This window comes from Streptomyces botrytidirepellens, assembly GCF_003721215.1.
Taxonomy (GTDB): Bacteria; Actinomycetota; Actinomycetes; order Streptomycetales; family Streptomycetaceae; genus Streptomyces; species Streptomyces himastatinicus.
The window spans coordinates 13540-36734 of sequence record NZ_RIBZ01000258.1 but is presented as its reverse complement, the minus strand read 5'-3'; the positions used below and the strand labels follow the sequence as shown (position 1 = coordinate 36734).

Annotated in this window: 16 protein-coding genes; 13 read left to right on the top strand and 3 right to left on the bottom strand. The window is 73.2% G+C overall.

Annotated elements, in window-relative coordinates:
- Positions 1 to 77 precede the first annotated feature (77 nt).
- Both EEJ42_RS20370 and EEJ42_RS20365 read right to left on the bottom strand, forming a co-directional pair.
- Positions 78 to 6482 carry a type I polyketide synthase gene (locus tag EEJ42_RS20370; protein WP_123101555.1) on the bottom strand — a complete coding sequence of 2135 codons (6405 nt, stop codon included), beginning with the start codon at positions 6480 to 6482 and terminating at the stop codon, positions 78 to 80.
- 61 nt (positions 6483 to 6543) lie between these two features.
- Positions 6544 to 7848, bottom strand: a complete 1305-nt coding sequence (locus EEJ42_RS20365; protein WP_184503176.1) for a beta-ketoacyl synthase N-terminal-like domain-containing protein — start codon at positions 7846 to 7848, stop codon at positions 6544 to 6546.
- Between the two features lie 336 nt (positions 7849 to 8184).
- Here EEJ42_RS20365 and EEJ42_RS20360 point away from each other — a divergent pair, with 336 nt between their 5' ends.
- The 12 genes from EEJ42_RS20360 (at position 8185) to EEJ42_RS20305 (ending at position 21039) form a co-directional block, all read left to right on the top strand.
- Positions 8185 to 8697: an Lrp/AsnC family transcriptional regulator gene (locus EEJ42_RS20360; RefSeq protein WP_123101553.1), complete on the top strand. Its 513-nt coding sequence runs from the start codon at positions 8185 to 8187 to the stop codon at positions 8695 to 8697.
- 118 nt (positions 8698 to 8815) lie between these two features.
- The gene (gene ddaH, locus EEJ42_RS20355; protein WP_123101551.1) at positions 8816 to 9625 is read left to right on the top strand and encodes a dimethylargininase; all 810 of its coding nucleotides are present in this window, start codon (positions 8816 to 8818) and stop codon (positions 9623 to 9625) included.
- Positions 9625 to 10869: an ornithine--oxo-acid transaminase gene (gene rocD, locus EEJ42_RS20350; protein WP_123101549.1), complete on the top strand. Its 1245-nt coding sequence runs from the start codon at positions 9625 to 9627 to the stop codon at positions 10867 to 10869. Before ddaH ends, rocD begins: the two co-directional genes overlap by 1 nt.
- A gap of 341 nt (positions 10870 to 11210) precedes the next feature.
- A complete protein-coding gene (locus tag EEJ42_RS20345) occupies positions 11211 to 11825 on the top strand; it encodes a putative antibiotic biosynthesis monooxygenase (protein ID WP_009712429.1) in 615 nt (204 codons plus the stop codon).
- Positions 11813 to 14032: an aminodeoxychorismate synthase component I gene (gene pabB / locus EEJ42_RS20340; RefSeq protein ID WP_184503175.1), complete on the top strand. Its 2220-nt coding sequence runs from the start codon at positions 11813 to 11815 to the stop codon at positions 14030 to 14032. The genes EEJ42_RS20345 and pabB overlap by 13 nt, the downstream gene beginning before the upstream one ends.
- A gap of 113 nt (positions 14033 to 14145) precedes the next feature.
- Positions 14146 to 15651: an AMP-binding protein gene (locus tag EEJ42_RS20335; protein ID WP_123101563.1), complete on the top strand. Its 1506-nt coding sequence runs from the start codon at positions 14146 to 14148 to the stop codon at positions 15649 to 15651.
- A 74-nt stretch (positions 15652 to 15725) separates the two neighbouring features.
- Entirely contained in the window at positions 15726 to 17321 is a 1596-nt protein-coding gene (locus EEJ42_RS20330; protein ID WP_123101547.1) for a class I adenylate-forming enzyme family protein, read from the top strand.
- Positions 17314 to 18549: an FAD-dependent oxidoreductase gene (locus EEJ42_RS20325; RefSeq protein WP_123101545.1), complete on the top strand. Its 1236-nt coding sequence runs from the start codon at positions 17314 to 17316 to the stop codon at positions 18547 to 18549. The genes EEJ42_RS20330 and EEJ42_RS20325 overlap by 8 nt, the downstream gene beginning before the upstream one ends.
- 32 nt (positions 18550 to 18581) lie before the next feature.
- On the top strand, positions 18582 to 19424 hold the full coding sequence (locus EEJ42_RS20320) for an aminotransferase class IV (protein ID WP_123101561.1): 843 nt from the start codon (positions 18582 to 18584) through the stop codon (positions 19422 to 19424).
- On the top strand, positions 19421 to 19966 hold the full coding sequence (locus tag EEJ42_RS20315) for a carboxymuconolactone decarboxylase family protein (protein WP_123101543.1): 546 nt from the start codon (positions 19421 to 19423) through the stop codon (positions 19964 to 19966). The genes EEJ42_RS20320 and EEJ42_RS20315 overlap by 4 nt, the downstream gene beginning before the upstream one ends.
- Before the next feature lie 91 nt (positions 19967 to 20057).
- Positions 20058 to 20675: an Rv1733c family protein gene (locus EEJ42_RS20310; protein ID WP_246097023.1), complete on the top strand. Its 618-nt coding sequence runs from the start codon at positions 20058 to 20060 to the stop codon at positions 20673 to 20675.
- 73 nt (positions 20676 to 20748) lie between these two features.
- Entirely contained in the window at positions 20749 to 21039 is a 291-nt protein-coding gene (locus EEJ42_RS20305) for a DUF1876 domain-containing protein (RefSeq protein ID WP_123101541.1), read from the top strand.
- A 13-nt stretch (positions 21040 to 21052) separates the two neighbouring features.
- Here the strand turns inward: EEJ42_RS20305 and EEJ42_RS20300 are convergent, their stop codons facing one another.
- On the bottom strand, positions 21053 to 21763 hold the full coding sequence (locus EEJ42_RS20300) for a FadR/GntR family transcriptional regulator (protein WP_123101539.1): 711 nt from the start codon (positions 21761 to 21763) through the stop codon (positions 21053 to 21055).
- A gap of 164 nt (positions 21764 to 21927) precedes the next feature.
- Here EEJ42_RS20300 and EEJ42_RS20295 point away from each other — a divergent pair, with 164 nt between their 5' ends.
- Positions 21928 to 23190: a cellulase-like family protein gene (locus EEJ42_RS20295; RefSeq protein ID WP_123101537.1), complete on the top strand. Its 1263-nt coding sequence runs from the start codon at positions 21928 to 21930 to the stop codon at positions 23188 to 23190.
- Positions 23191 to 23195 lie beyond the last annotated feature (5 nt).

Here is a 23195-nt window from a genome sequence, read left to right as displayed (position 1 = left end):
AGCCCGACCGCTTCCACGCAGTCCTCACCCTGGCCAGCACACTCATCTGGCTCACACCATGATCGACAAGACGTCCCCTAGGCGCTCAATCGTTCCTGCCCGTCGGTCAGTTCCAGGCCCATGTGCTGGGCCAGGCCGATGGCGAGAGCCGCCACCGTCGGGTGCTGCCAGACGAAGTTCGCGGCGAGCTTGATGTTCAGGCCGGTTTCCAGGCGTACCCGCAGCTCCATGGCGAGCAGCGAGTCGAAGCCGAGGGACTTCAGCGGGGTCTGCGGGTCGAGGGTGGTGCTGCTCAGCCGCAGGACGACCCGGATGTGGTCGGTCAGATACGCCTCCAGGGCGGCGCGGCGGGCGAGACCGGCCGGGATGGCGGTCAGCCGGGCCCGGATGTCGTCGGTGTTCTCCTGGGCGTCGGCCGGGTGGTCCTCGCCGGGGAGGAGCAGGCCGAACAGGGACGAGTGGTGCCCGGCGGCCGGGATCCAGCTGGTGGGCTCGCCGGGGATGACCCCGGTGTGCACCCGCCCGTACGCCAGCAGGGTGCCGAGCGCGCGCAAGCCCTGGTCGGTGGGAATGGTCTGGTACCCGCGGTCGGCGAAGCCGGTGGCGACGCCGGTCTCGCCCCACGGGCCCCAGTTGACGGCCAGGGTGCGCAGGCCCTGGGCGGAGCGCCAGGCGGCGAAGCCGTCCAGCCAGGCGTTCGCGGCGGCGTAGGCGCCCTGCCCGGGGTTGCCGAGCAGCGAGGCCATGGAGGAGAACACCGCGAACCAGTCGAGCCGCGTCCCGGCGGTGGCCCGGTGCAGCCGCCACGCCCCGGTGACCTTCGGTGTCCACACCCGGCGCAGCTGGTCGTCGTGGATGTTGGTGACCGCCGCGTCGTCGAGGACCATGGCGCAGTGGACGACGCCGTCGAGCCGTGCCCCGTCCGCGGTGGCGGCGGCCACCAGCCGGTCGGCGGTGCCGGGGCGGCCGATGTCGCCGAGGATGACGGTGACCCGGGTGCCGGTGGCCGACAGTTCGGCGAGCGTCTGCGCGTCGGCGGCGAGGGGCGCGGTACGGCCGTTGAGCACGAGGTGGCCCGCGCCCTGGCTTGCCAGCCAGCGGGCGGTGGCCAGGCCGAGCCCGCGCAGGCCGCCGGTGATCAGATAGGTGCCGCCCCGGCGCACCGGGAGGGGCCCGTGGGGCAGGACGGCGCTGATCTCGCCCTGCTGCGGGAGGGTCAGCACCAGTTTGCCGAGGTGGCGTGCGCCCGCCATCTGCCGGAACGCCTCGGTGACATCGGCCAGCGGATAGGTGGTGCAGCGCAGGGGCTTGAGGCGCCCTGCGGCGAACTCGTCGAGCACCTCGCGCAGCATGGCGGCGAACACCGCGGGGCGGGAGGTCTGGAGTTCCACGAGGTCGACCGTGCTGAAGGTGATGTTGTGGCGCAGGGGTGAGAGTCCGAGCGGGGCGTCGGAGAGGATGTCGCGGACGCCGAGTTCGATGAAGCGGCCGAAGGGGCGCAGCGACTCGAGACCGGCCCGGATGGCCGCGCCGGACAGCGAGTTGAGGACGACGTCGACGCCCTCGCCGCCGGTGGCCTCCATGACCTCGTCGCGGAAGTCGAGCGAGCGGGAGTCCATGACACGGGTGAGGCCCATGGAGTGCAGATAGCGTCGCTTGTCCTCGCTGCCCGCGGTGGCCAGCACCTCGGCTCCCAGCAGCCGGGCGACGGCGATGGCGGCCAGTCCGGTGCCGCCGGTGGCCGAGTGGATGAGCACCCGCTCGCCCGCCGTGACGCGGGCGATGTGGCGCAGCGCGTACCAGGCGGTGATGAAGGCGAGGGGCAGTCCGGCGGCGGTGGCCGGGTCGAGGCCGTCCGGGATGGGGCCCGTGCAGTCGGCGGGTACGACGGTGAAGGAGCCGAAGGCGCCACCGCGCGCATCGGCCGCGACGACCCGGTCGCCGACGCGGACGTGGTCGACGCCGGGGCCGACGGCGGTCACCTCACCCGCGCATTCGAAGCCGAGCCGGTAGCGGACGTCCCTGTCGCCGGGGAGCAGACCCATGGCGGTGAGGACGTCGCGGAAGTTCATGCCCGCGGCCAGGACGCGCAGTTCGGCCTCGCCGGGGCCGGGCGGGCGGCGCCCGGCGGTGGCGAGTTCCAGGGTGCCGAGGTCGCCGAGGCGGCCGGCCCGCAGCCGGAAGCCGTCGGTGCCGCAGCGCACGGTGCGGGCGGCGGCCGTGGTGCGTTCGGTGTCGGTCAGGGGTGCGTAGGCGAGCCGGGCGGTGTGGCGTGTTCCGTCGCGGAGGGCGATCTCGTCCTCGGCGGCGTCGGCGAGGAGTTCGGGGACGAGGTCGAGCGGTGCGGCCGGGTCGGTGTCGACCAGGGTGGCGCGTAGTTCGGGGTGTTCGTACGCGAGGACCCGCACCAGTCCGCGCAGTGCGCTCTGCGCCGGGTCGGGCACGTCCTCGGGTGTCACGGCCCGGGCGCCCCGGGTGACGGCGTACAGGCGCGGCGGGTCGGTGGGCCCGGCCGGGACCGCGGCGAGGGCCTGGGCGGTGGCGAGCAGCCGCCGGGTGCGGCGCAGGGCGTCGTCGCCGCTGTCGTCGCCGTCGTCGTCGGCCTGCGTGGCCTCGGGACCGGTACGTGGCGACGAGGTGCCGCACAGCAGGACGACGCCTCGCGGCAGGGCGCCGGGGCCGGTGAGCCGGGCGGTGAGGTCATCGCGGAGGGCGTCGAGCGGGGTGTCGTCCAGGGGCGGGTCCCAGAGCCGGGTGGTGGCTCCGGCGGCGCGCAGCGCACCGGCGGCGGCGTGCGCGGTGCCGTCGCCCTCGCCGACGATGAGCCAGTGGCCGGGCGGGCGTGCGTCGTCCGGGGCGGGCAGCTCGGCGCGTTTCCAGCCGACCTCCAGGAACCACTGGTCGACCTCGGTGGTCTGCTGGGCGGCGCGGCGGGCGATCCGCAGGCCGTCGATGGCGAGGATGGGGCGGCCCTCCCCGTCGAGCAGCCGGATATGGCCGACGAGGGTCCCGGCGGTGGACTCGGCCGTCAGCCGGGCGTGGCAGTAGACGGCGGTGGCGGGGTCGCCGAGGACGCGGGCGGTCTGGATCCCGACGGGCAGCACGAGCCCCTGGTCGCCGTCCTTCAGCAGCCCGACGACCAGGAGCTGGGCGCACAGGTCGACCAGGACGGGGTGGATGCGCAAGGCGTGTCCGGGGGTGCGGGCGGCGTCGGGGATCCGTACCCGGGCCCAGAAGCTGTTGCCGTGGCGGGAGGTGTGCACCTCGGTGATGCCGTTGAACGCCGGGCCGTGTTCGATGCCCCGGGCCCGCAGGTTGGCGTACAGGGCGGCCGGGCCGACGGGGGCGGGGTGGCGCAGGGCCAGGGTGCGTACCGAGGCGGGGCGGGGCCGGGCGGGTGCGGCGAGGCGGCGCAGCACGGCACCGGCCTGCCGGATCCAGGTGCCCTCGTCGTCGCGTCCGAAGATCTCGCAGGTGGCGCGGTCGGGGGCGGCCACGGTCACCGTGGTGCTGAGGTCGGTGTGCTCGGCGATGGTCAGGAGTTCGTGGAAGCGCAGATCGGTGACCTCGACCTCGGTGGGGTCGGCGTCGAAGACCTGGCAGGCGGTGGTGAGCGCGAGGGCGTAGTAGGCGGCACCGGGCAGGACGGGGGTGCCGTGCACCCGGTGGTCGTCCAGCCAGGGCAGGGTGGCGGTGCCGGTGCTCGCGCGCCAGGAGTGGCGGAGGGATTCGCCGGGCACTTCGGTGTGATGGCCGGGCAGTTCGCCGGCGGACCGGGCGGAGGTGTCGGCGGTGGCCGCGGGAAGGGCGGGGGCGGCCCAGTGGGGGGTGCGGTCGAAGGTGATGGCGGGGACGTCGGCGAGGTCGCCGTCCCCGTACAGGTGCGCCCAGTTCACGGGGACGCCCGCGCAGTGGAGGGCGGCGAGCTGGGTACGGAAGGTGGTGGTCTCGTCCTCGCCGCGGCGCAGGGTGGGCAGGACCACCGGGTCCCGGGTCAGATCGGCGAGGGTGCGGGCGACGGGGTGGGTGACCACGGGGTGCGGGGAGATCTCCACGTACACCAGGTGGCGGTCGGCCGCGGCGGCGGCGAGCGCGGAGGAGAAGCGCACCGGGCGGCGGAGGTTGGCGCACCAGTAGGCGGCGTCGAAGGCGGGGACGTCGTGCGGGTCGTCGAGGACGGTGGTGTAGAAGGGGACGTCCGGCCGCCGGGGGGTCAGATCGGCGAGGACGGTGCGCAGTTCGGGGAGCAGGGGGTCGACCTGCGGGGAGTGCGAGGCCACGTCGACGGCGACCAGGGCGGCGGGGACGCCGCGGGCCTCCCAGTCGGCGACGAGGCGTTCCACGCGTGCGGTGTCCCCGGCCACGACGGTGGAGCCGGGCGCGGCCATGACGGCGAGGGTGACGGATTCATGGGCGGCCGCGGTGTCGAGTTCGGCCTGCACCTCGTCGGCGGGCAGGCCCACGGTGGCCATGGCGCCGTTTCCGGCGATGCGGGTGAGCAGCGCGGAGCGGCGGCAGATGACCTTGACGCCGTCGGCCAGGGAGAGCGCCCCGGCCACCACGGCGGCCGCGACCTCGCCCATGGAGTGGCCGACGACCCCGGCGGGTTCGACGCCGTGGGCGCGCCAGGTGGCGGCGAGGGCGGTCTGGAGGGCGAACAGCACGGGCTGGACACGGGCGCAGCCGGTCACCGGCTCGCCCGCGCGGATGATGTCGAGCACCGAGAACCCGGTCTCGGCGGCGATGAGTTCATCGGCCTCGGCGAGCGCGGCGGCGAAGGCGGGGTCGCGCTCCAGCAGTCCGCGTCCCATGCCGGGCCACTGCGAGCCCTGCCCGGAGAACACCCACACCGGCCGCCGGGACACCTCGGCACCCACGGCGCCCGTCACCACCGCGGGGTGGGCCCGCCCGGTGGCGAACGCCCGGAGTGCTTCGCCGAGTTCGGCGTGGGTGGTGGCGGTGACGCCGAGCCGACCGCGGCCCGCGGCCCGGCGCAGGGCGAGGGTGTGGGCGATGTCGCGCAGCGGTACCGCCGCGCCGTCGCCCTCCAGCCAGTCGGCCATGCGCCGCGCCGCGACCGGCAGCGCGGCCGGTGACCCGGCCGGGAGGAGGACGATGTGCGGGTCGGTGGCGGTGGTGCGGCGCGGCCGCCGCGTACGGGGACGGGCCGGGGTGGCGGGCGGCTGTTCCAGCACCACATGGGCGTTGGTCCCGGAGAACCCGAAGGAGGAGACGGCCGCGAGGCGGGGGCCGGTGCGCACGGGCCAGGGGGTGAGTTCGCGGGGGACGAAGAAGCGGGTGGCCTCGGCGTCGATGGCCGGGTTCCAGCGGGTGAAGTGCAGATTGGGCGGGATGAGGCCCTGGTTCAGGCAGAGGACGGCCTTGATGAGGCCGGTGACCCCGGCGGCGGGTTCGAGGTGGCCGAGGTTGGTCTTGACGGACGCCAGGGCGCAGCGGTCGCGGCCGGTGCCGTACACCTCGGCGAGGCTGGTGAATTCGACGGGGTCGCCGACCGGGGTGCCGGTGCCGTGGGTTTCGACCATGCCGACGTCGCGGGCGTCGATTCCGGCGCGGGCGAGCGCCTCCTCGTACAGGGCGCGCTGGGCGGTGGGCGAGGGCGCGGCGAGTCCGTCGGAGTGGCCGTCCTGGTTGACGGCGGAGCCGCGCAGGACGGCGAGGACGCGGTCCCGGTCGCGGATGGCGTCGGGGAGGCGTTTGAGGACGACGATGCCGCAGCCCTCGCCGCGCACGAAGCCGTCGGCGGCGGCGTCGAAGGCGTGGCAGTGGCCGGTGTGGGAGAGCATGCCCATCCGGTCGAAGGAGCGGGTGACTCTGGGCTCGAACATCAGGGTGACGCCACCGGCGAGGGCCAGGTCGCATTCGCCCGCGCGCAGCGCCTGGGCCGCGAGGTGCACGGCGACCAGGGAGGAGGAGCAGGCGGTGTCCAGGGCCAGGCAGGGCCCCTGGAGGCCGAGGAGGTAGGAGATCCGCCCGGCGGCGACGCAGTGCGCGTTGGACAGGGCCGAGCCCTGCTGTTCCTGGGTGTGCCGGTCGAGGCGGTCCGCGTAGTCGTTGTAGCTGAGGCCGGTGAAGACGCCGGTGGCGGTGCCCGCGAGCCGGTCGGGCGGTGTTCCGGCGTGTTCCAGGGCCTCCCAGGCCACTTCGAGCAGCAGCCGGTGCTGCGGGTCGAGGACGTCGGCCTCGCGGCCGGAGACGCCGAAGAAGTCGGCGTCGAAGCCGGACACTTCGCGCAGATAGCCGCCGAGGGCGGGCAGTTCTGAGCCGTCCGCCGGGCCGGTCGGGGACGGCGGCCCCCACAGGGCGGTGCGCTCGGAGGGCGGCGCGGCGACCGCGTCCCGTCCCTCGGCGAGCAGGTGCCACAGCGCGGCGGGCGAGTCGATGTCGCCGGGGAGGCGGCAGCCCATGCCGACCACGGCTATGCGGGTGGGCGGGCGGACGGAGGCAGGGGTGTTGTGACGCATCGGGGTCTCCGTGGGGGTGTTCGGCCTGTGGGGTGGAGGCCGGGGAGGGGCAGGGTCGGACTTACGTGGCGTCCGGGCTGCCCAGAAGGATCGCGTGCTTCACGCCGCCGATCTGGTAGTTGAAGCTCAGCGCGTAGTCGAAGTCGAGGGGACGGGTGCGGGTGCCGGGAACCGGGTCGAAGGGCAGGCCGTCGGCGGGTTCCTCGCAGTTGGTGGTGGGGCACACCTCGCCCTGTTCCATCATCATCAGGGTCAGGGCGGCGCCGACGCAGCCGATGGGCGATCCGTGGTGGCCGAAGCACGCCTCCTGGGTGGTCACCAGGACGGAGCTGTCCGGTCCGTACAGCTCCCGGATGGTGTTGACCTCCAGCGCGGTGACGGCGGCGCCGCCGTCGCAGGCGCCGTTGACGTACGGGATCTGCTCGATCCGCCACCGGTCGCCGAGGCAGGCGCGGACGGCCCGGACCAGCTGTGCGCCGCCCGCGTCGGTGGCGAGGGGGTTGTCGAGGCCGTCGCGGGTCATGGCGGTGGCGAGCACCTGGCCGTAGAGGTGTGCGCCGCGGCGCAGGGCGTGTTCCCGGCTCTCCAGGATCACGGTGGCGGATCCCTCGCCGTGGTTGATGCATTCGGCGCGCCGGTCGTAGGGGCGCATGAGGGAGTCGAACGAGGCGAGGAGGTCCGGCATGGCGGCGGCGTCCATCGCCTCGTGGGCGCGCTGGGCGCCCACTTGCATCTGCTGGCCGTGCTGGATCAGGGCGAGGTCGAAGACGTCGACCCCGGTCACGGCGGCCATGTCGACCTCGCCGGTGGCGATCATCCGGCGGGCGTTGCCGATCTGCACGGCGGCGGACGAGCAGCCGCAGGTCACCGTGAAGCAGGGGCCGGTGGAGCGGGCCGCCGCGGCCTGGACGACCGCGACGTCGGAGGGGGTCGCGCCGAGTGCGGCGGCGACGAACATCTCCACGCCGTCCAGCGCGGTGGCCTCGTCCGACTGGCTGTTCAGCAGCGAGAGGTACACGCCGACGTTGGAGTCCACTCCGCCGCGGCCGACGAGCAGGGCCGCCTCGCTCAGGTCCCCGGCCCGGAGGTCCAGTTCGGCGTCGGCGCAGGCCTCCACCAGGGACACCAGGCCGAAGCGGTGGGCGTCGGTGTAGTGGCGGGAGAAGAACTCGGGGATTTCGGGGAGCCGTTCGCCGAAATGTTCTGGGGTGAGGTTCACCGCACCGTAGGCGATGTCGCGCCGGACGAGGGCGGAGCGGCCGTGGGAGGCCATATCCCACACCTGACCCGCCGTGAATACGGGCTCGGCGTCGCCCGGCAGGCAGAAACCCAGACCGGTGACCACGGCGTCCCGGGGTCTTTTCACGGCGCTCTCCTGAAGTTGATAATAGTTGTCATGACGACCACCTGACCATCGTTCGGAAACGATTTATGGAATAGACGACGTTACGCCGCGGTAAGGACCGCCGGAAGGTTGTGCCGTATCGCCGAGGCGGAAACCGAGGGTACGGCGCCCGGATTCGTACGCCCGGCGCCCGGGGCACACCACCGCTCCGCTATCGGACCCCGTGTTCCCGCGCACGCCCCCGCTTGCAGAAACTTCCTGAAAACCGGGGAAACGGTTTGAAAACACGGCGGTTTGCGGGCATCTCATCGGTACGTCATTTCGACTGTTCATCACCGGCCGCCGAAAGGACCCCACATGGCGAACCAGTCCGCACCGTTCGACGACCTGGACCGCAAGATCGTCGCGGCTCTGGTGGCGAATGCCAGGGCGAGCTTCACGGAGATCGGCGCCGCGATCGGGCTGTCGGCGTCCGCGGTCAAGCGGCGGGTGGACCGGATGCGGGAGAACGACGTGATCACCGGCTTCACCACGACCGTGCGCCCGGCCGCCCTGGGCTGGCGGACCGAGGCGTACGTGGAGGTGTACTGCGACAGCGCGGCCCCGCCGCGGCGGCTGGCGGAGGTGGTGCGCAGCTACCCGGAGATCACCGCGGCCATGACGGTGACCGGGGGCGCCGATGCCCTGCTGCACGTCATGGCCAGGGATGTGGAGCACTTCGAAGAGGTGCTGGAGCGCATCCGGACCGAGCCCTTCATCCGTAAGACGATCAGCTACATGGTGCTGTCGCATCTGATCGCGGGCAGCGCCGAGGCCGGTGCCAGCCCCGCCGCACCGCCCGGGGCACTGGACGCAATGAACGATCGCTGAACCACGAAGAGACGCAACATCACTGCGCCAACGCGCAATTTTCCTTTCTTGTGTCCCCTCTCGTCCGCTTTCTACCGTTGAATCATTCCCCGGCCCGCGGAAGCGAGAGGACTGCTCCGTGCCCCAGACCCGTGTGCCGCGCCCCCGGCGCTATCTGACCTGTCCCCCCAGATTCTTCGACGTCCGGTACGCCATCAATCCCTGGATGCGCGAGGACACCGTGGTCGACACCGCGCTCGCCGACGCCCAGTGGGAGACGCTGATCCGCACCTACCGCGACCACGGCCACCAAGTGGAGACCGTCGAGCCGGTGCCGGGCCTGCCGGACATGGTGTTCGCGGCGAATTCGGCCCTGGTCCTGGAGGGCCGGGTCTTCGGCTCCCGGTTCCACGCGCCCCAGCGGCGGCCGGAACAGCTCGCCTACACGTCCTGGTTCAAGGCGGCCGGATTCGAGGTGCACCCGCCGGAGGCGGTGTGCGAGGGCGAGGGCGACCTCGTGCCCGCGGGGCGGTTCGTCCTGGCCGGTACGGGGTTCCGTACGACGCGCGCCGCCCACCAGGAGGTGCAGGAGTTCTTCGGGGTGCCGGTGATCAGCCTGCTCCTGGTGGACCCGTACCTCTACCACCTGGACACCGCCCTGTTCACGCTCGACGACGAGAACATCGCCTACTACCCGGGGGCGTTCTCCCCCGGCAGCCGTGAGGTCCTGGAGCGCCTCTTCCCGGAGGCGCTGATCGCCACCCGGGACGATGCCATGGCCTTCGGGCTCAACTCCGTCTCCGACGGCCGCCACGTGTTCGTCGCCCCGCGCGCGACCGGCCTCATCGACCAGCTCACCGACCGCGGTTACGTCCCCGTCCCCGTCGACCTGTCGGAACTGCACAAGGCCGGCGGGGGCATCAAGTGCTGCACTCAGGAGATCCGCTGATGACCGCACCCGCACGCACCGCCCGGGCCACCGGCGCCCGCCCCGCGCGCTCCTCGGAGGAGCTGATCCGCGCCGAGGACTCCTCGCTCGCCCACAACTACCACCCGCTGCCCGTGGTCGTGTCCCGCGCCGAGGGCGTCTGGGTGTGGGACGTCGAGGGCCGCCGCTACCTCGACATGCTGGCCGGCTACTCGGCACTCAACTTCGGCCACCGCCACCCGGCGCTCGTCGAGGCCGCCCACCGCCAGCTCGACCAGCTCACCCTCACCTCGCGCGCCTTCCACAACGACCGGCTCGCCGGATTCGCCGAGGGCCTCGCGCGGCTCACCGGCCTGGAGATGGTGCTGCCGATGAACACCGGCGCCGAGGCGGTGGAGAGCGGCATCAAGCTGGCCCGCAAATGGGCGTACGAGGTCAAGGGCGTCGCCCCGGATCAGGCGACGATCGTGGTGGCCGACGGCAACTTCCACGGCCGTACGACGACGATCGTGGGCTTCTCCAGCGACCCCGTGGCCCGCGAGGGGTTCGGCCCCTTCGCCCCGGGCTTCCGCGTCGTGCCGTACAACGACCTCGCCGCGCTGGAGGCGGCGGTCGACGAGACCACGGCCGCCGTGCTGATCGAGCCCATCCAGGGCGAGGCGGGGGTGCTGATTCCGGACGACGGCTACCTGCGCGGGGTGCGCGACCTCACCCGGCGGGCCGGGGCGCTGTTCATCGCCGACGAGATCCAGTCCGGTCTGGGCCGCACCGGCACCACCCTCGCCGTCGACCACGAGTCGGTCCGGCCGGATGTGCTGCTGCTCGGCAAGGCGCTGGGCGGCGGCATCGTGCCGGTCTCCGCCGTGGTCGCCGACCGCGCGGTGATGGGCGTGCTGCGCCCCGGTGAGCACGGCTCCACCTTCGGCGGCAACCCGCTGGCCGCGGCCGTCGGCTCGGCCGTGGTGGACCTGCTGAGCACCGGGGAATTCCAGTCCCGCGCCGCCGAGTTGGGCCAGGTGCTGGACGCCGGGCTGAGCGCGCTGCACGGCAGGGGCGTGGCGGGGCACCGCTGCCGCGGCCTGTGGGCGGGGGTCGACGTGGACCCCGCGCTGGGGACCGGGCGCGAGATCGGCGAACGGCTCATGCGCGAGGGCATCTTGGTCAAGGACACCCACGGTTCGACGATCCGGCTGGCCCCGCCGCTGACCATCACCCGCGAGGAACTGGAGGCGTCGCTGGCGTCGCTGGAGAAGGTTCTCGGCTGACCGAAGCGGGCCCCGCACAGCCCGAAACAGACCCGACGGCGACTTTGAGCGCCGGGCCGCATTACGTTCCATACGGCCCGGCGCTTCGTCATGTTCAACGCGCCTCCGAGATTCTTTTTCGGGGGCCGGAGCAAGCCTCCGAACCGTAGATAACGCGCAGGTCACGGCCCTCTTATCGAGTTTTTATGTACGTTGTTGAGCATTCGACTGTTGCGGATCTCCCGATGTGGAACACTTCCTGTCAACTCGCCGGGAAGACCTGGCGGAGAGCATGAGTCCTTGCAGGTCAGCATGGGTTGAGAAGGCGAGCGTGCAGGGTGCGGGAAGGAGTTGCGGCTGGAGTGGACACGGAGCCGGTCACGGTGACGGCCGCATACCGGGTGGACCCCGGCCGCGAAACCGAGTTCTATGCCTGGGCGATTGAGATGCTCAATGCCGCGGCAAGCCTTCCGGGATACCTCGGGGGCGGCGTCATGGGCTCCGGTCAGGCGTCCTCGGAGTGGCATGTCATCTACCGATTCGACAGGGAAGTATCCGCACAGGGATGGGAATCCTCGCTCGAGCGCGCCCGGTTGGCGACTCGGGCCGGACCCTTCGTACAAGAAAAGGGAACGCAGCGCACCTCAGGGCTACAGAACTGGTTGAAGGGTCCGGTGCGGCCGCTGCCGCCGCCCCCCAAATGGAAACTCTGGCTGGTGAACCTGGGCGCCGTGTTCCCCCCGGTCCTCATGTTCAACGTGCTGGTGATCCCGTTCCTCGAGGGCACCAATTTCCTGCTGCGGACCCTGGCTCTGTGTCTTGGCGTGACCGCGATGGTGACCTGGCTCGTCATGCCGCGCCTACAGCGGGTCCTCAAGAAGTGGCTCTACCCGCCGCTTCAGTCGATCCGAGGACGTCACAGGCGCATGGCGGTGGACGGCCCGAAGCAAGGAGGCAAATCCGGATGGAATCGCTGAGGACGCTCCTCGTCGATAATTACGACTCGTACACGTACAACCTCTTCCATCTGCTCACCGAGGTCAACGGTGAGGAACCGGAGGTGCTTCTCAACGACGCGCCCGAATGCGCGGACATCGACCTCTCCGAGTTCGACAACATCGTGGTCTCCCCCGGCCCCGGACATCCGGCCGACGCCCGTGACTTCGCCGGTGCCGCGCGGCTCATCGAGCGGGCCACGATCCCGGTGCTGGGCGTGTGCCTGGGCCACCAGGGCATCGCGCTCGGCGCCCAGGCGCGGGTGGTGCCCGCCCCCGAGCCGCGGCACGGCCACCTCTCCCGGATCAAGCACGGCGGGAAGGGCATCTTCCGCGGCATTCCCCAGGACTTCACCGCCGTCCGCTACCACTCGCTGTGCGTGGCCGAGCCGCTGCCGCTCGGGCTCCAGGGCATCGCCTGGTCCGAGGACGGCGTCCTGATGGGGCTGCGCCACCGGGCCCGCCCGCTGTGGGGCGTGCAGTTCCACCCGGAGTCGGTGCTCACCGGATACGGCCACCGGATGTTCAGCAACTTCCGCGACCTGACGATCGAGCACGCCAACGGCGAATCCGTGACGTCCACCGCCACCCCCGGCGAGCCCCGCAAGCCCCGCGCCCCGCGCCCGAAGAAGCCGGTCGCGGCGAGCGCCCCGGCCGCGGCGGGCGCGAAGGCCCGCGCCTACCGCCTGCACGCCCGCTGGCTGGCCGACGCGACCGACACCGAGGCGGCCTTCACCCGGCTGTACGCGGACGCGCCGCGCGCCTTCTGGCTGGACAGTTCGCGGACCCAGTCCGGCGAGGCGCGCTTCTCCTTCCTCGGCGACGGACAGGGGCCGCTGGCCGAGTTCGTGGCGTACGACACCGCCACCAAGGTGTGCGAGATCGAGCGGCCCGGGCAGCCCACCACCCGTTACGAGGGCAGCGTCTTCGACTACCTCAAGGGGGAGCTGGCCGCCAGGAAGGTCCACGCCCCGGACCTGCCCTTCGACTTCACCGGCGGCTACGTGGGCTACTTCGGCTACGAGATGAAGGCCGACTGCGGCGCCCCCGGCCGCCACGAGGCCGCCACCCCGGACGCCTGCTGGCTGTTCGCCGACCGCTTCGTCGCGGTCGACCACCAGGAGGGCGTCACCTACATCTGCTGCCTCAGCGAGGACACCCCCGACGGCCACCACGACGCCAAGGAGTGGCTGGACGCGACCGTGACCGTGCTCAGCGGGGTGCCCGCGCAGCACGACCCGCTGCCCCCGCCGCCCCCGCTCACCACCACCGCCGCCGTCGAACCGTGGCTGGTCCGGGACCGAGAGAAGTACCTGGCCTCGATCGAGGCGAGCCTGCGCGAGCTGCGCGCCGGGGTGAGCTACGAGGTCTGCCTCACCAACTCCGCGTGGCTGCCCGCCCCGAGCGACTCGTACACCTTCTACCGGACGCTGCGCCGCTGCAACCCGGCCCCGTACGCCGCCTATCTGCGGTTCGGCGACACCGACGTGGCGTGCGCCTCCCCCGAGCGCTTCCTGCGCGTCACCCCGGACGGCATCGCCGAGGCCAAGCCCATCAAGGGCACGGCACCCCGCTCCGGGGATCCCGACAAGGACGCGCGGGCGCTGGCCGCCCTCGCCACCAGCTCCAAGCCCCGGGCCGAGAACCTGATGATCGTGGACCTGCTCCGCAACGACCTGGGGCGGGTGTGCAAGCCGGGCAGCGTGTACGTCCCGCGGCTGATGAACACCGAGTCGTACGCCACCGTGCACCAGCTGGTGTCCACCGTGCGCGGCCGGCTGCGCCAGGACACCAGCACCGTGGACTGCGTACGGGCCTGCTTCCCCGGCGGCTCGATGACCGGCGCCCCCAAGCTGCGCACCATGGAGATCATCGACGCGCTGGAGACCGAGGCCCGCGGCGTGTACTCGGGCGCCCTCGGCTTCCTCAGCTGCAACGGCGCGGCCGACCTCAGCATCGTGATCCGCACGGCGGTGTTCACCGGCGGCCGGATGCACATCGGCGCGGGCGGCGCCATCATCCTCGACTCCGATCCGGCCGAGGAGTACGAGGAGATGCTGCTGAAGACCGCGGCGACGATGCGCGCCTACGACGCCTCGGAACAGCGGCCCGCCGGTGAGCTGGACGACCTGCTGGTGGCAGCGGCCCCGTCGCTGCCGGACTCCCCCGCGAAGGAGCTGGAACGGTGACCGCTCTCACGGATCTCTCGGAACTCTCCGGTCTCCCGGAGTCTGCCCTCGTCGACCCGGTCCTCGCCCGCTCCGGGCTCGCGTTATCCGGTCCGTCGGTCTTCGTCCCGTCGGTGTCCGCCAACGTGGCCGCGCATCTGGCGGCGCTCGCCGACCGGTGCGGCTGGTCCGCCCGGCCCGCCTTCCTGGAGGCGCACCGGGTCTGGACCCACGGCGAGGTCCACGACCGTGCCGCGCGCGCCGCCACCGTGCTGGCGGGGCGCGGGGTGGGCGCCGGGGACCGGGTGCTGATGGCGCTGCCCGACGGCATCATGTGGGTGGCCACGTTCCTGGCCGTGGCCCGGCTGGGGGCGACGGCGGTGCTGGTCAACCCCGGGCTCACCGCCGACGACCACCGCTTCATGGCCGAGGACTCGCGGGCCGCGCTGTGTGTCTCGGGGCCCGACCTCGAGGGCCACTTCGACACCGCGCGCTGGCTCGGCGCGGACCAGCTGTCGGCGCTGACGAACCCGGACGGCATCGACGCCGCGGAGGCGGCGCGGGAGGCCGAGCCGGTGACGGCCGACGCCCCGCTGTACGTCCAGTACACCTCGGGGACCACCGGTCGCCCGAAGGCGGTGACCCACACCCATGGCCATGTGGCCGCGTACTACGACCTGGTGGGCCGGGACGTGCTGGACATCGGCCCGGACGACGTGACGTTCTCGGTGTCCAAGCTGTTCTACGCCTACGGGTTCGGGAACGCCTTCGTCTTCCCGCTGTTCTCCGGGTCGTCCGCGGTGCTGAGCGCGCAGCGTCCCGGCCCCGGCCTCACCGACGACCTGGTGGCCCGGCACCGGGTGACCCTGCTGTACTCGGTGCCGTCCGCGTACGCCGCCCTGGTGGACGAGCGCGGCACCGGCCACACCCCCTGCTTCGCGTCGGTGCGCGCGGCGGTCAGCGCGGGCGAGAGCCTGCCCCGGGGCCTGGGCGAACGGGTCGCCGAGATGCTGGGCGCCCCGGTGCTGGAGCAGATCGGCTCCACCGAGGCGGGCCACGCCTTCTGCGCGAACACCGTCTGGGAGAACGCTCCCGGCACCCTGGGCCGCCCGGTGCCGCGCTTCGAACTGGAGCTGCGGGACAGCGGCGGCACCGTGGTGGAGGCCGCCCCCGACGAGGCGGTCGAGGGCGAGTTGTGGGTGCGCGGGCCGACGGTGGCCGCCACCCGCCCGGCGGACGAAGGCTGGCTCGCCACCCGGGACCGGGCCCGGCGCAACCCGGACGGCACGTACCAGCACCTGGGCCGGGTCGACGATCTGGAGATGGTCGGCGGGATCACCGTGTCCCCGCTGGAGGTCGAGGAGGTGCTGCGGCACCACCCGGCCGTACGGGAGGTGGCGGTGGCCGCCGTCCCCGACAGCCGCGGCGCGACCCGCCTGCACGCCTTCGTGGTGCCGACCGCGCCCGCGGCCGGGGGCCGGACGGTCGACGAGCGGGCCCTGTCGGACGACCTGATCGCGCTGGCCCGGAAGCGGCTCGCCGCGTTCAAGGCGCCGCGCACGGTGCGGGTGGTGGCGTCCCTGCCCCGGACGCAGACCGGCAAGCTGCGGCGCCACGTCGTACGGACGGGTGCCTGGTGACCGGCCCGCGCCCCGCCCGCCGTGCCGCCCCCGCGCGCACCCTCGTGAACGATTCCGAACGGTAGGTACTGCATATGTTGGAGCGGCTACTCCCCGAGCGCGGGTTCTACCTCGGGCTGATGTTCCAGGAGGCCGCGGCCCGCCACGGCAGGGTCCGGGTGACGCTCGACCGGCCGCTGGACGTCGCCCCCGACGCCGGTACGGACCTCGGGTACACCGATCTGGCGGATCTGGTCGACGACGTGGCCGCCCGGCTGTGGTCGGCGGGGGTGCGGCCGAGCGAGCACGTGGCGATCCACAAGCGCGACAACGTCGACATCGTGCTGCTGGCCTGCGCCGTCTCCCGGATCGGCGCGGTGCCCGCGCTGCTGTCACCCTCGCTGGACGGCGGGGTGGCCGCGGTGCTGCTGGACCGGCTGCACGCGCCCTGGCTGATCACCGACCGGGCCACGCTGGAATCCACCCTGAGCGGTCTGGACACCGGGCTCGCCCGTGGGGTGCTCACGGTGGACGAGGCGCCCGGGCACGCCCACGCGATCCCGTTCGCCACGTACGCCGGGGTGCCGCGCCGCGCGCCCATCCGGCTCCACCCCCGCGAACCCTCGCTCATCACGCACAGCTCCGGCACCACCGGCATCCCCAAGCTGGCGGTGCACTGCGCGCACACCATGTGGAACCGGCTCGTGCCGCAGCAGGCGCTGGGCCGGGCCACCCGCGGCGAGTCCGCCGCGCTGCACATGTCGTTCGTGCACTCCCGCTTCTACCATCTGCTGGGCGTGCTGCTGCACTTCGGCAGCCCGCTGCTGCTGCTCCTGGACCCCGACCCGGCCCATGCGGGCCCCCTGCTGGCCAAGTACCGGCCCGGCATCGTGGAGACCCACCCCAACACCTTCGTGCTGTGGGAGGACCTGGCCGAGGCGCCCGGGATGCCGCTGGCCAACGTACGGGCGTACGGCTCCACCTTCGACGCCATCCACCCGCGCACCGTGCAGCGGCTGCTCGGCGCGTCCCGGCGCCGCGACCCGCGGCTGGTGCAGCTGTACGGGCAGAGCGAGACCGGGCCGATCGCCTTCGGCTGGTACACCCGGCGCGGCGCGGACCGGGTGCAGGGGCGGCGGGTGGGCACCGGCATCCCCGGGTTCACCCGGATCCGGGTGGTGGACGAGCGGGGCCGGACGTGTCCGCCGGGCAAGCCGGGTGCCATCGAGGCCCGTACCCGCGGCCGGATCCTCACCTATCTCGGCGCCGCCGACCAGTACGCCCAGCAGGTGGACCGCGGCTGGTGGCGGATGGGCGACATGGGGTACCGCGACCGCTGGGGCGCGCTGTACCTGCTCGACCGCGAGGTCGACCAGCACGCCACGGTCGACTCCAATCTGGAGGTCGAGGACGAGCTGCTGTCCCGGGTCGCCGAACTCCGCGAGGTGATCATCGTCCACGGGCCCAGCCTGGAGCCGGTGCCGGTGGTGTGCACCCGCGGGGACGAGCCCCTGGACGCCGACCGCTGGCGGCTGGCCACCTCGGACCTGCCGCCGCTGGCCGAGCCGGTGCAGTGCCGCTTCGAGGACCTGCCCCGCACGAGCACCTGGAAGATCAAGCGGCTGGAGATCAGCCGGCTGCTGGCCGAGGGCGAACTGCCCACGCTGTCCACCGCCCGGGCCCATGGCTGACCCGGCGGCGGGCGAAGGCCCGGTCCTCGTGGTGGGCGCGGGGCCGGTCGGGATGACGGCGGCGCTCGCGCTGCGCGTCCGCGGGCTGCCGGTCACCGTGCTGGAGTCGGGGGCGAAGGACCGGGTGCGGCCCGGGAGCCGCGCGCTGTTCGTGCACCGGCAGTCGCTGCGGCTGCTGGAGCGGGCCCGCCCCGGGCTCGGGCAGCGCATCGCGGCGTACGGCACGACCTGGCGGACCCGGCGCACCCTCTACCGCGGGCGCCAGGTGTTCGCGCAGACCTATCCGGAGTCCTCGCCCGACTCCTCGGGCAAGAGTGAGCTGCCCGCCTTCGCGAGCCTGCGCCAGGTGGACACCGAGCGGTTTCTGTACGAGGCGTGCCTGGAAGCGGGCGTGGACTTCCGCTTCGACGCCGAGGTGACCGGCGTCGAGGCAACCGGCACCGGGGTCACGGTGACCGCGGCGGACGGCGACGGCTGGACGGCCGGTCATGTGATCGCCGCCGACGGGGCCCGCTCCGGAGTGCGCAAGGCGCTGGGCATCCCGCTGGAGGGCACCCGTTCCGAGGGCTATCACGTGGTGGTGGACGTGGCGGATCCGGCGGGCGGGGAGTTGTCGGCCGAGCGGGTCTTCCACTACGAGCACCCCGCCGCCGGCGGTCGCACCGTGCTGCGGGTGCCGTTCACCGGCGGCTTCCAGATCGACCTCCAGTGCCGGGCGGACGACCCCGCGGGCACGTACGACACCGAGCGGGCGGTGCGCCGCTGGCTGCCCCGGCTGGTGGGCGCGGACTGCGCGCACCATGTGCTGTGGGTGTCGCGGTACCACTTCCTGCGCAAGGTGGCCGCGTCGTTCACCGATCCGACCGGCCGGGTGCTGCTGGCGGGCGAGGCGGCCCATCTCTTCCCGCCCTTCGGGGCGCGCGGGATGAACAGCGGGATCGCGGACGCGGTCTCGGCGGCCGACGCCATATCGGTGGCATGCTCCGACCCGTCGAGGGCACCCGTGGCCATCGGCGAGTTCGCTTCCACCCGCCGCCGTGCCGCGCTGTTCAACAGCGTGGCCGCGGGGGCGGCCCTGGACCACATGCGGCCGCGCCGCTGGGGGCGGATGACCCAGCGTGCGGCGGCCACGCTGGCCCCGGTGGTCCCCCGGTGCGGTGCGTGGCTTGAGCACGCCCCGTACGGCCCCCGCAACGGCCCGATGGCCGATGCGGCGCGGAAGTACTGACGGTGGAGGTGAACGAAGGCGTGAACACGGACATGATCACGGCACAGGACACCGGTCGGGAGCGGCGCTCCGACCAGCAGCAGTGGACGCTGATGTGGCGCGAGGACGGCGGGCTGATGCCCTCCCGCCCGGTGCCCGACAGCGCGCTGCTGGCCGCCGACTCCTGGCTGGTCGACGAGGGCCGGGTACGGGCGCTGGACCACCACCACCGGCGGTTCGCCGCCGCGTGCGCCGAGGCGACGGGCGACTCCCCGGCCCGGATCGAGAGCTTCTGGCGGGACGTGGCGGCGGCGCTGCCGCGCACCGGCCGCTGGTTCCCGCGGGTCGAGCTGGCCGGTCCGGAACCGGCCCGGCTCTATCTGCGGATACGGCCCGCACCGCCCCGGACGGCCAATGTGGCCGTCTGTCTGACCGAGGAGTTCGACCCGCGCATCCATCCGCGCCGCAAGGGACCGGATCTGTCCCTGCTGGCGCACCTGCGCCACCGGGCCGCCCAGCGCGGCGCACAGGAGCTGATGCTCACCACCCCCTCGGGCCTGGTGCTGGAGGGCACGACGGCGAACGTCCTGTGGTGGGAGGACGACGTCCTGTGCCTGCCGCAGCCGGACCTGCCGCTGCTGGCGGGGGTCACCTCGGCCCTGATCCAGGAGCGCGCGGCGGAGCTGGGGGTCCGTACCGAACACCGCCGGTGTCCCGTCCAGGAGCTGGACGGGCGCGAGGTGTGGCTGGTCAACGCGTTGCACGGGATCCGGCCCGTGACCGCGTGGCTCGGCCGTCCGCTGCGCGCGGGACCGGCCCTGCGCGCCGCTTCCTGGCAGAGCTGGCTCGACAGCTGTGCCGATGTCCTCATGCCGACGAACGGAGTTCACCGATGACCGCGACCGCACCCGGCCCGCAGGCCACCACCGCCCGGCTGGAGCTGAAGAAGCTGGCCCCGAAGGTGTCCGCCGCGATGGGTGCCCTGCACGCGGCGGCCGTCGAGGCGGCGCAGGAGGCGAAGGTCGAGCCCGAGCTGCTCGAACTGGTCAGAATCCGCGCCTCCCAGCTCAACGGCTGCGCGTTCTGCCTGGACATGCACACCAAGGACGCCCGGGCCCGGGGCGAGACCGAGCAGCGCATCTACGCCCTGAACGCCTGGCGGGAGACCCCGTTCTTCAGCGAGCGTGAGCGGGCCGCGCTCGCCCTGACCGAGGCGGTCACCGATGTCCAGGACGGCCACGTCCCGGACGAGGTCCACCGGGCCGCGAGCGAGGTGTTCGACGAACCGCAGGTCGCGGCGTTGATCTGGGCCGCGGTCGTCATCAACGCGTACAACCGCACGGCGATCAGCGCCCGGATGNTCATCAACGCGTACAACCGCACGGCGATCAGCGCCCGGATGGTGCCCGGCGCGTATCAGCCCGCCCCTCGCACCTGACCCACTGCCCGTCGCGTGGCGCCCCGTGCGGCACCCCAGGCGCCCGGGGCGCCACGCGACGACGTCAGCACTCGCTGGAGGCCTTACGACCATGAACACCCACGGACCGCGGGGCGCTTTCGGACCCCATCCGTCCCTGCTGGGCCGTCCGGCCCGGGGACGCAACCCGCTGCGCAGGCGGACGGACCGGGTCCAGTCCTGGTTCAGCCTGCTCTTCCTGCTGGTCCTCGTGCTCGGCCTGCCGATGGCCGCGGTCAGCGCGGGGAACGCCGCGCACGCGTCGCAGATGCGTGTCGTGCACGACCAGGAAGCGGCGCGGCACCAGATCACCGCGCGGCTCGCCGAGACCCCTCCCGGCGGGCCGGGCCAGTCGGAGGCCACCGAGCTGAGGATGGCGAAGGTCAGCTGGACCGGTGACGACGGCGCCCGGCACGCCGGTGTGGCCACGGTGCCCGGCGACGCGGACGCGGGTACGGAGGTACGGGTCTGGGTGGGCCCGGACGGGGACCTCGCCCAGCCGCCCACCTCCCCCTCGACCGCGCGGACGATGGGCTGGTTCACCGGCATGCTGACCGCGGCCGCGGTGGCCGGGGCGGCGTTCGCGGGGCGCGCCCGGGTCCGGCAGGTGCTGGACCGCCGCCGGTACGCGCAATGGGATGCAGAGTGGAAGGTGGTGGAACCCGCGTGGTCCGGCAGGAACCGTCGCTGACCGCTCTCCGGCCGCCGACCACTCCCCGGCCGCTCCGCCGCGGGTCCGGCAAGCGAGGTGATCGGAGCAGACGATGCCGCACACAGTGGAGTGGAAGGTCCATCTCTATCTCTTCGAGGACGACCAGGGCCGGACGAAGGCGCGCGTCGAGCTGGACACCGGTGCCGCGGCGCTCACCGGCCGCGGAACGGCACGGCGCAACCCGGAGGACCGGGACATCCCCGTGATCGGCGACGAGCTGGCCGCGGGCCGGGCCCTCAGCGACCTCGGTCAGCAGCTCTTGCGGGCCGCCGAGCACGACATCGAGGGCGAGGAGCCACCGGCGCCGCGTAAGCCCCGGCCCGGATACGGCTGGGTGGTCTGACAGGCCCGGCCGGTCAGTCACCGGGCGGCCGGGACGCGGCCGCGCCGACGTCCTCGGCCGCCTTGGCGAGCAGATCGAGCATGGCCAGTTCCGCGCGCGGGGCGTCCCGGTCGCGCACCGCGTCCAGCACCCGGCGGTGGCTGGGCACGGGGTCGTCGGCGTCCCCGTGGGCGTGCACCAGCCGGTCGCGCTCGCGCAGCCCGGGTTCGAGGATCAGATCGAACCGGGCGAGGAGTTCGTTGCCGGTGGCGCCGAGCAGCGCCCGGTGGAAGGCGGCGTCGGCGTCCGCCTCGGCGGCCAGGTCGCCCCGGGCACGTTCCATCGCGGCGAGCGCCGCGTCCAGCGCGGTCAGGTCGGCGTCGGTGCGGCGCAGCGCGGCGCGGTGGGCGGCGGCGGGCTCCACGACGGAGCGCACATCGGTGAGGTCGCGCATCAGCCGCTCGCCGTCGCCGCCCGCCATGCGCCAGCGGATCACGTCGGCGTCCAGCAGGTTCCAGGCGGAGCGGGGGCGGACGTAGGTGCCGCGCTTCTGGCGGGCGTCGACGAGCCCCTTTCCGGCCAGCACCTTCAGGGATTCCCGCATCACGGTGAGGCTGACGTCCAGCTCGTCGCCGAGCGCCCGTACGTCCAGGACATCGCCCTCGGCCCAGTGGCCGCCGACGATGCGGGCGCCCAGCCGCTGGACCACCTGGCCGTGCACACCGCGGCCGGAATAGGACGCCATGGGGTTCTCCTCGGGGGGAAGGTGGGGAAGTCACGTTGTCACGGGCACAGTTCCGGGCACTCCTGCCCTGAGCATTATTTATGAATACATCTTGACACCCCTCAGGCCCGCCCGGACGATGAACCGACCTCACCGACGAGCACGCCGACCGCGGGGAGCCCCCTGTGACGCAGTCGCCGCACGCCCATCTCCCGGCCACCCTCACCATCTCCCTGTGGGACTTCAGCTGGTACACCCGTACCGGCCCTGGCGAGCCCTTCGCCGATCTGGACCGCGCCTTCGAGGACGCCGTCGCCCGCGGCTACAACACGGTGCGCATCTGCGCGATGCCGTATCTGCTCTTCGGCTCGGGGCTCGACACCAGCCGGCTGCGGCTGCGCCCGCTGGGCGGCGACTACGGGCAGCGGATGCGCTGGTACGACGTGGGCGGGGTCACCGAGATCGACGGGCGCGCCCATCTGCGGGCGCTGTTCGAGGCGGCCCTGCGGCACGACTGCTACGTCATCCTCTCCAGCTGGGAGTACCAGCAGAGCCCGTCGTTCGCCGAGGACCGCGCCTGGTACGACGCCCTGATGGCGGTCGAGCCCGAGCGGCGCGCCGAGGCGCTCGCGGACGCGCTGGCCGATCTGATCGACTTCCTCGTCGTCCACGGGCTGGACGACCGGATCGCCTTCACCGAACTGCACAACGAGGTGCAGGGCACCCGGCTCACCGACGGTCTGCGGGGCGAGGACCGGGTCGTCGCGCTGCGCCCGCGGCTGGAGCGCGGTCTCGCCCGCTTCCGGGAGCGCCACCCGAACCGGCCCGTGACCGTCAACTACGCGATGGTGCCGGTGGGTTCGCTGCGCGGGGTGCCCCGCGACATCGACGTCGCCGTGTTCCATCCGTACGTCTACGGGGTGCTCGGCGAGCTGATCGACACCTTCGCGATCCGCGACCGCGCCCGGCCCTTCCCCCAGCCGCGGGCCCGCCGGGAGCTGCTGCGCCCGGGCGCGCCCGATCTGGCGGACTGGGTGCCACCGGAGCGCGACCGGTGGCGGCTGGCGGCCACCACGGTCGGGCCGCGGGAGATCTACGTCCACGACTGGTGCGATCCGGTCAAGTGGGACGCGTGGCTGTACGAACGCTACGCGACGCACCGGCTGGCGATGGAGCAGAAGCTCGTCACCTGGATCGACGCCGCCGCCGACTGGGCGGCGGAGACGGGTGTGCCGCTGGTCTTCGGCGAGGGCTGGATCGGCTACACGCCGCTGCACGGCACGTTCGAGGAGGGCCCGGTGGGGGCCGCGTTCTGCCGCCGCGCCGTGGCCGAGGCGGCGCGGGTCGGGGCGTGGGGCGCGGTGGTGTGCTCCAACGCCGCGCCGCAGCACCCGATGTGGCAGGACATCGCGCTCCAGCGGGAGTGCAACGCCGTCCTGCGCGGCTGAACGCG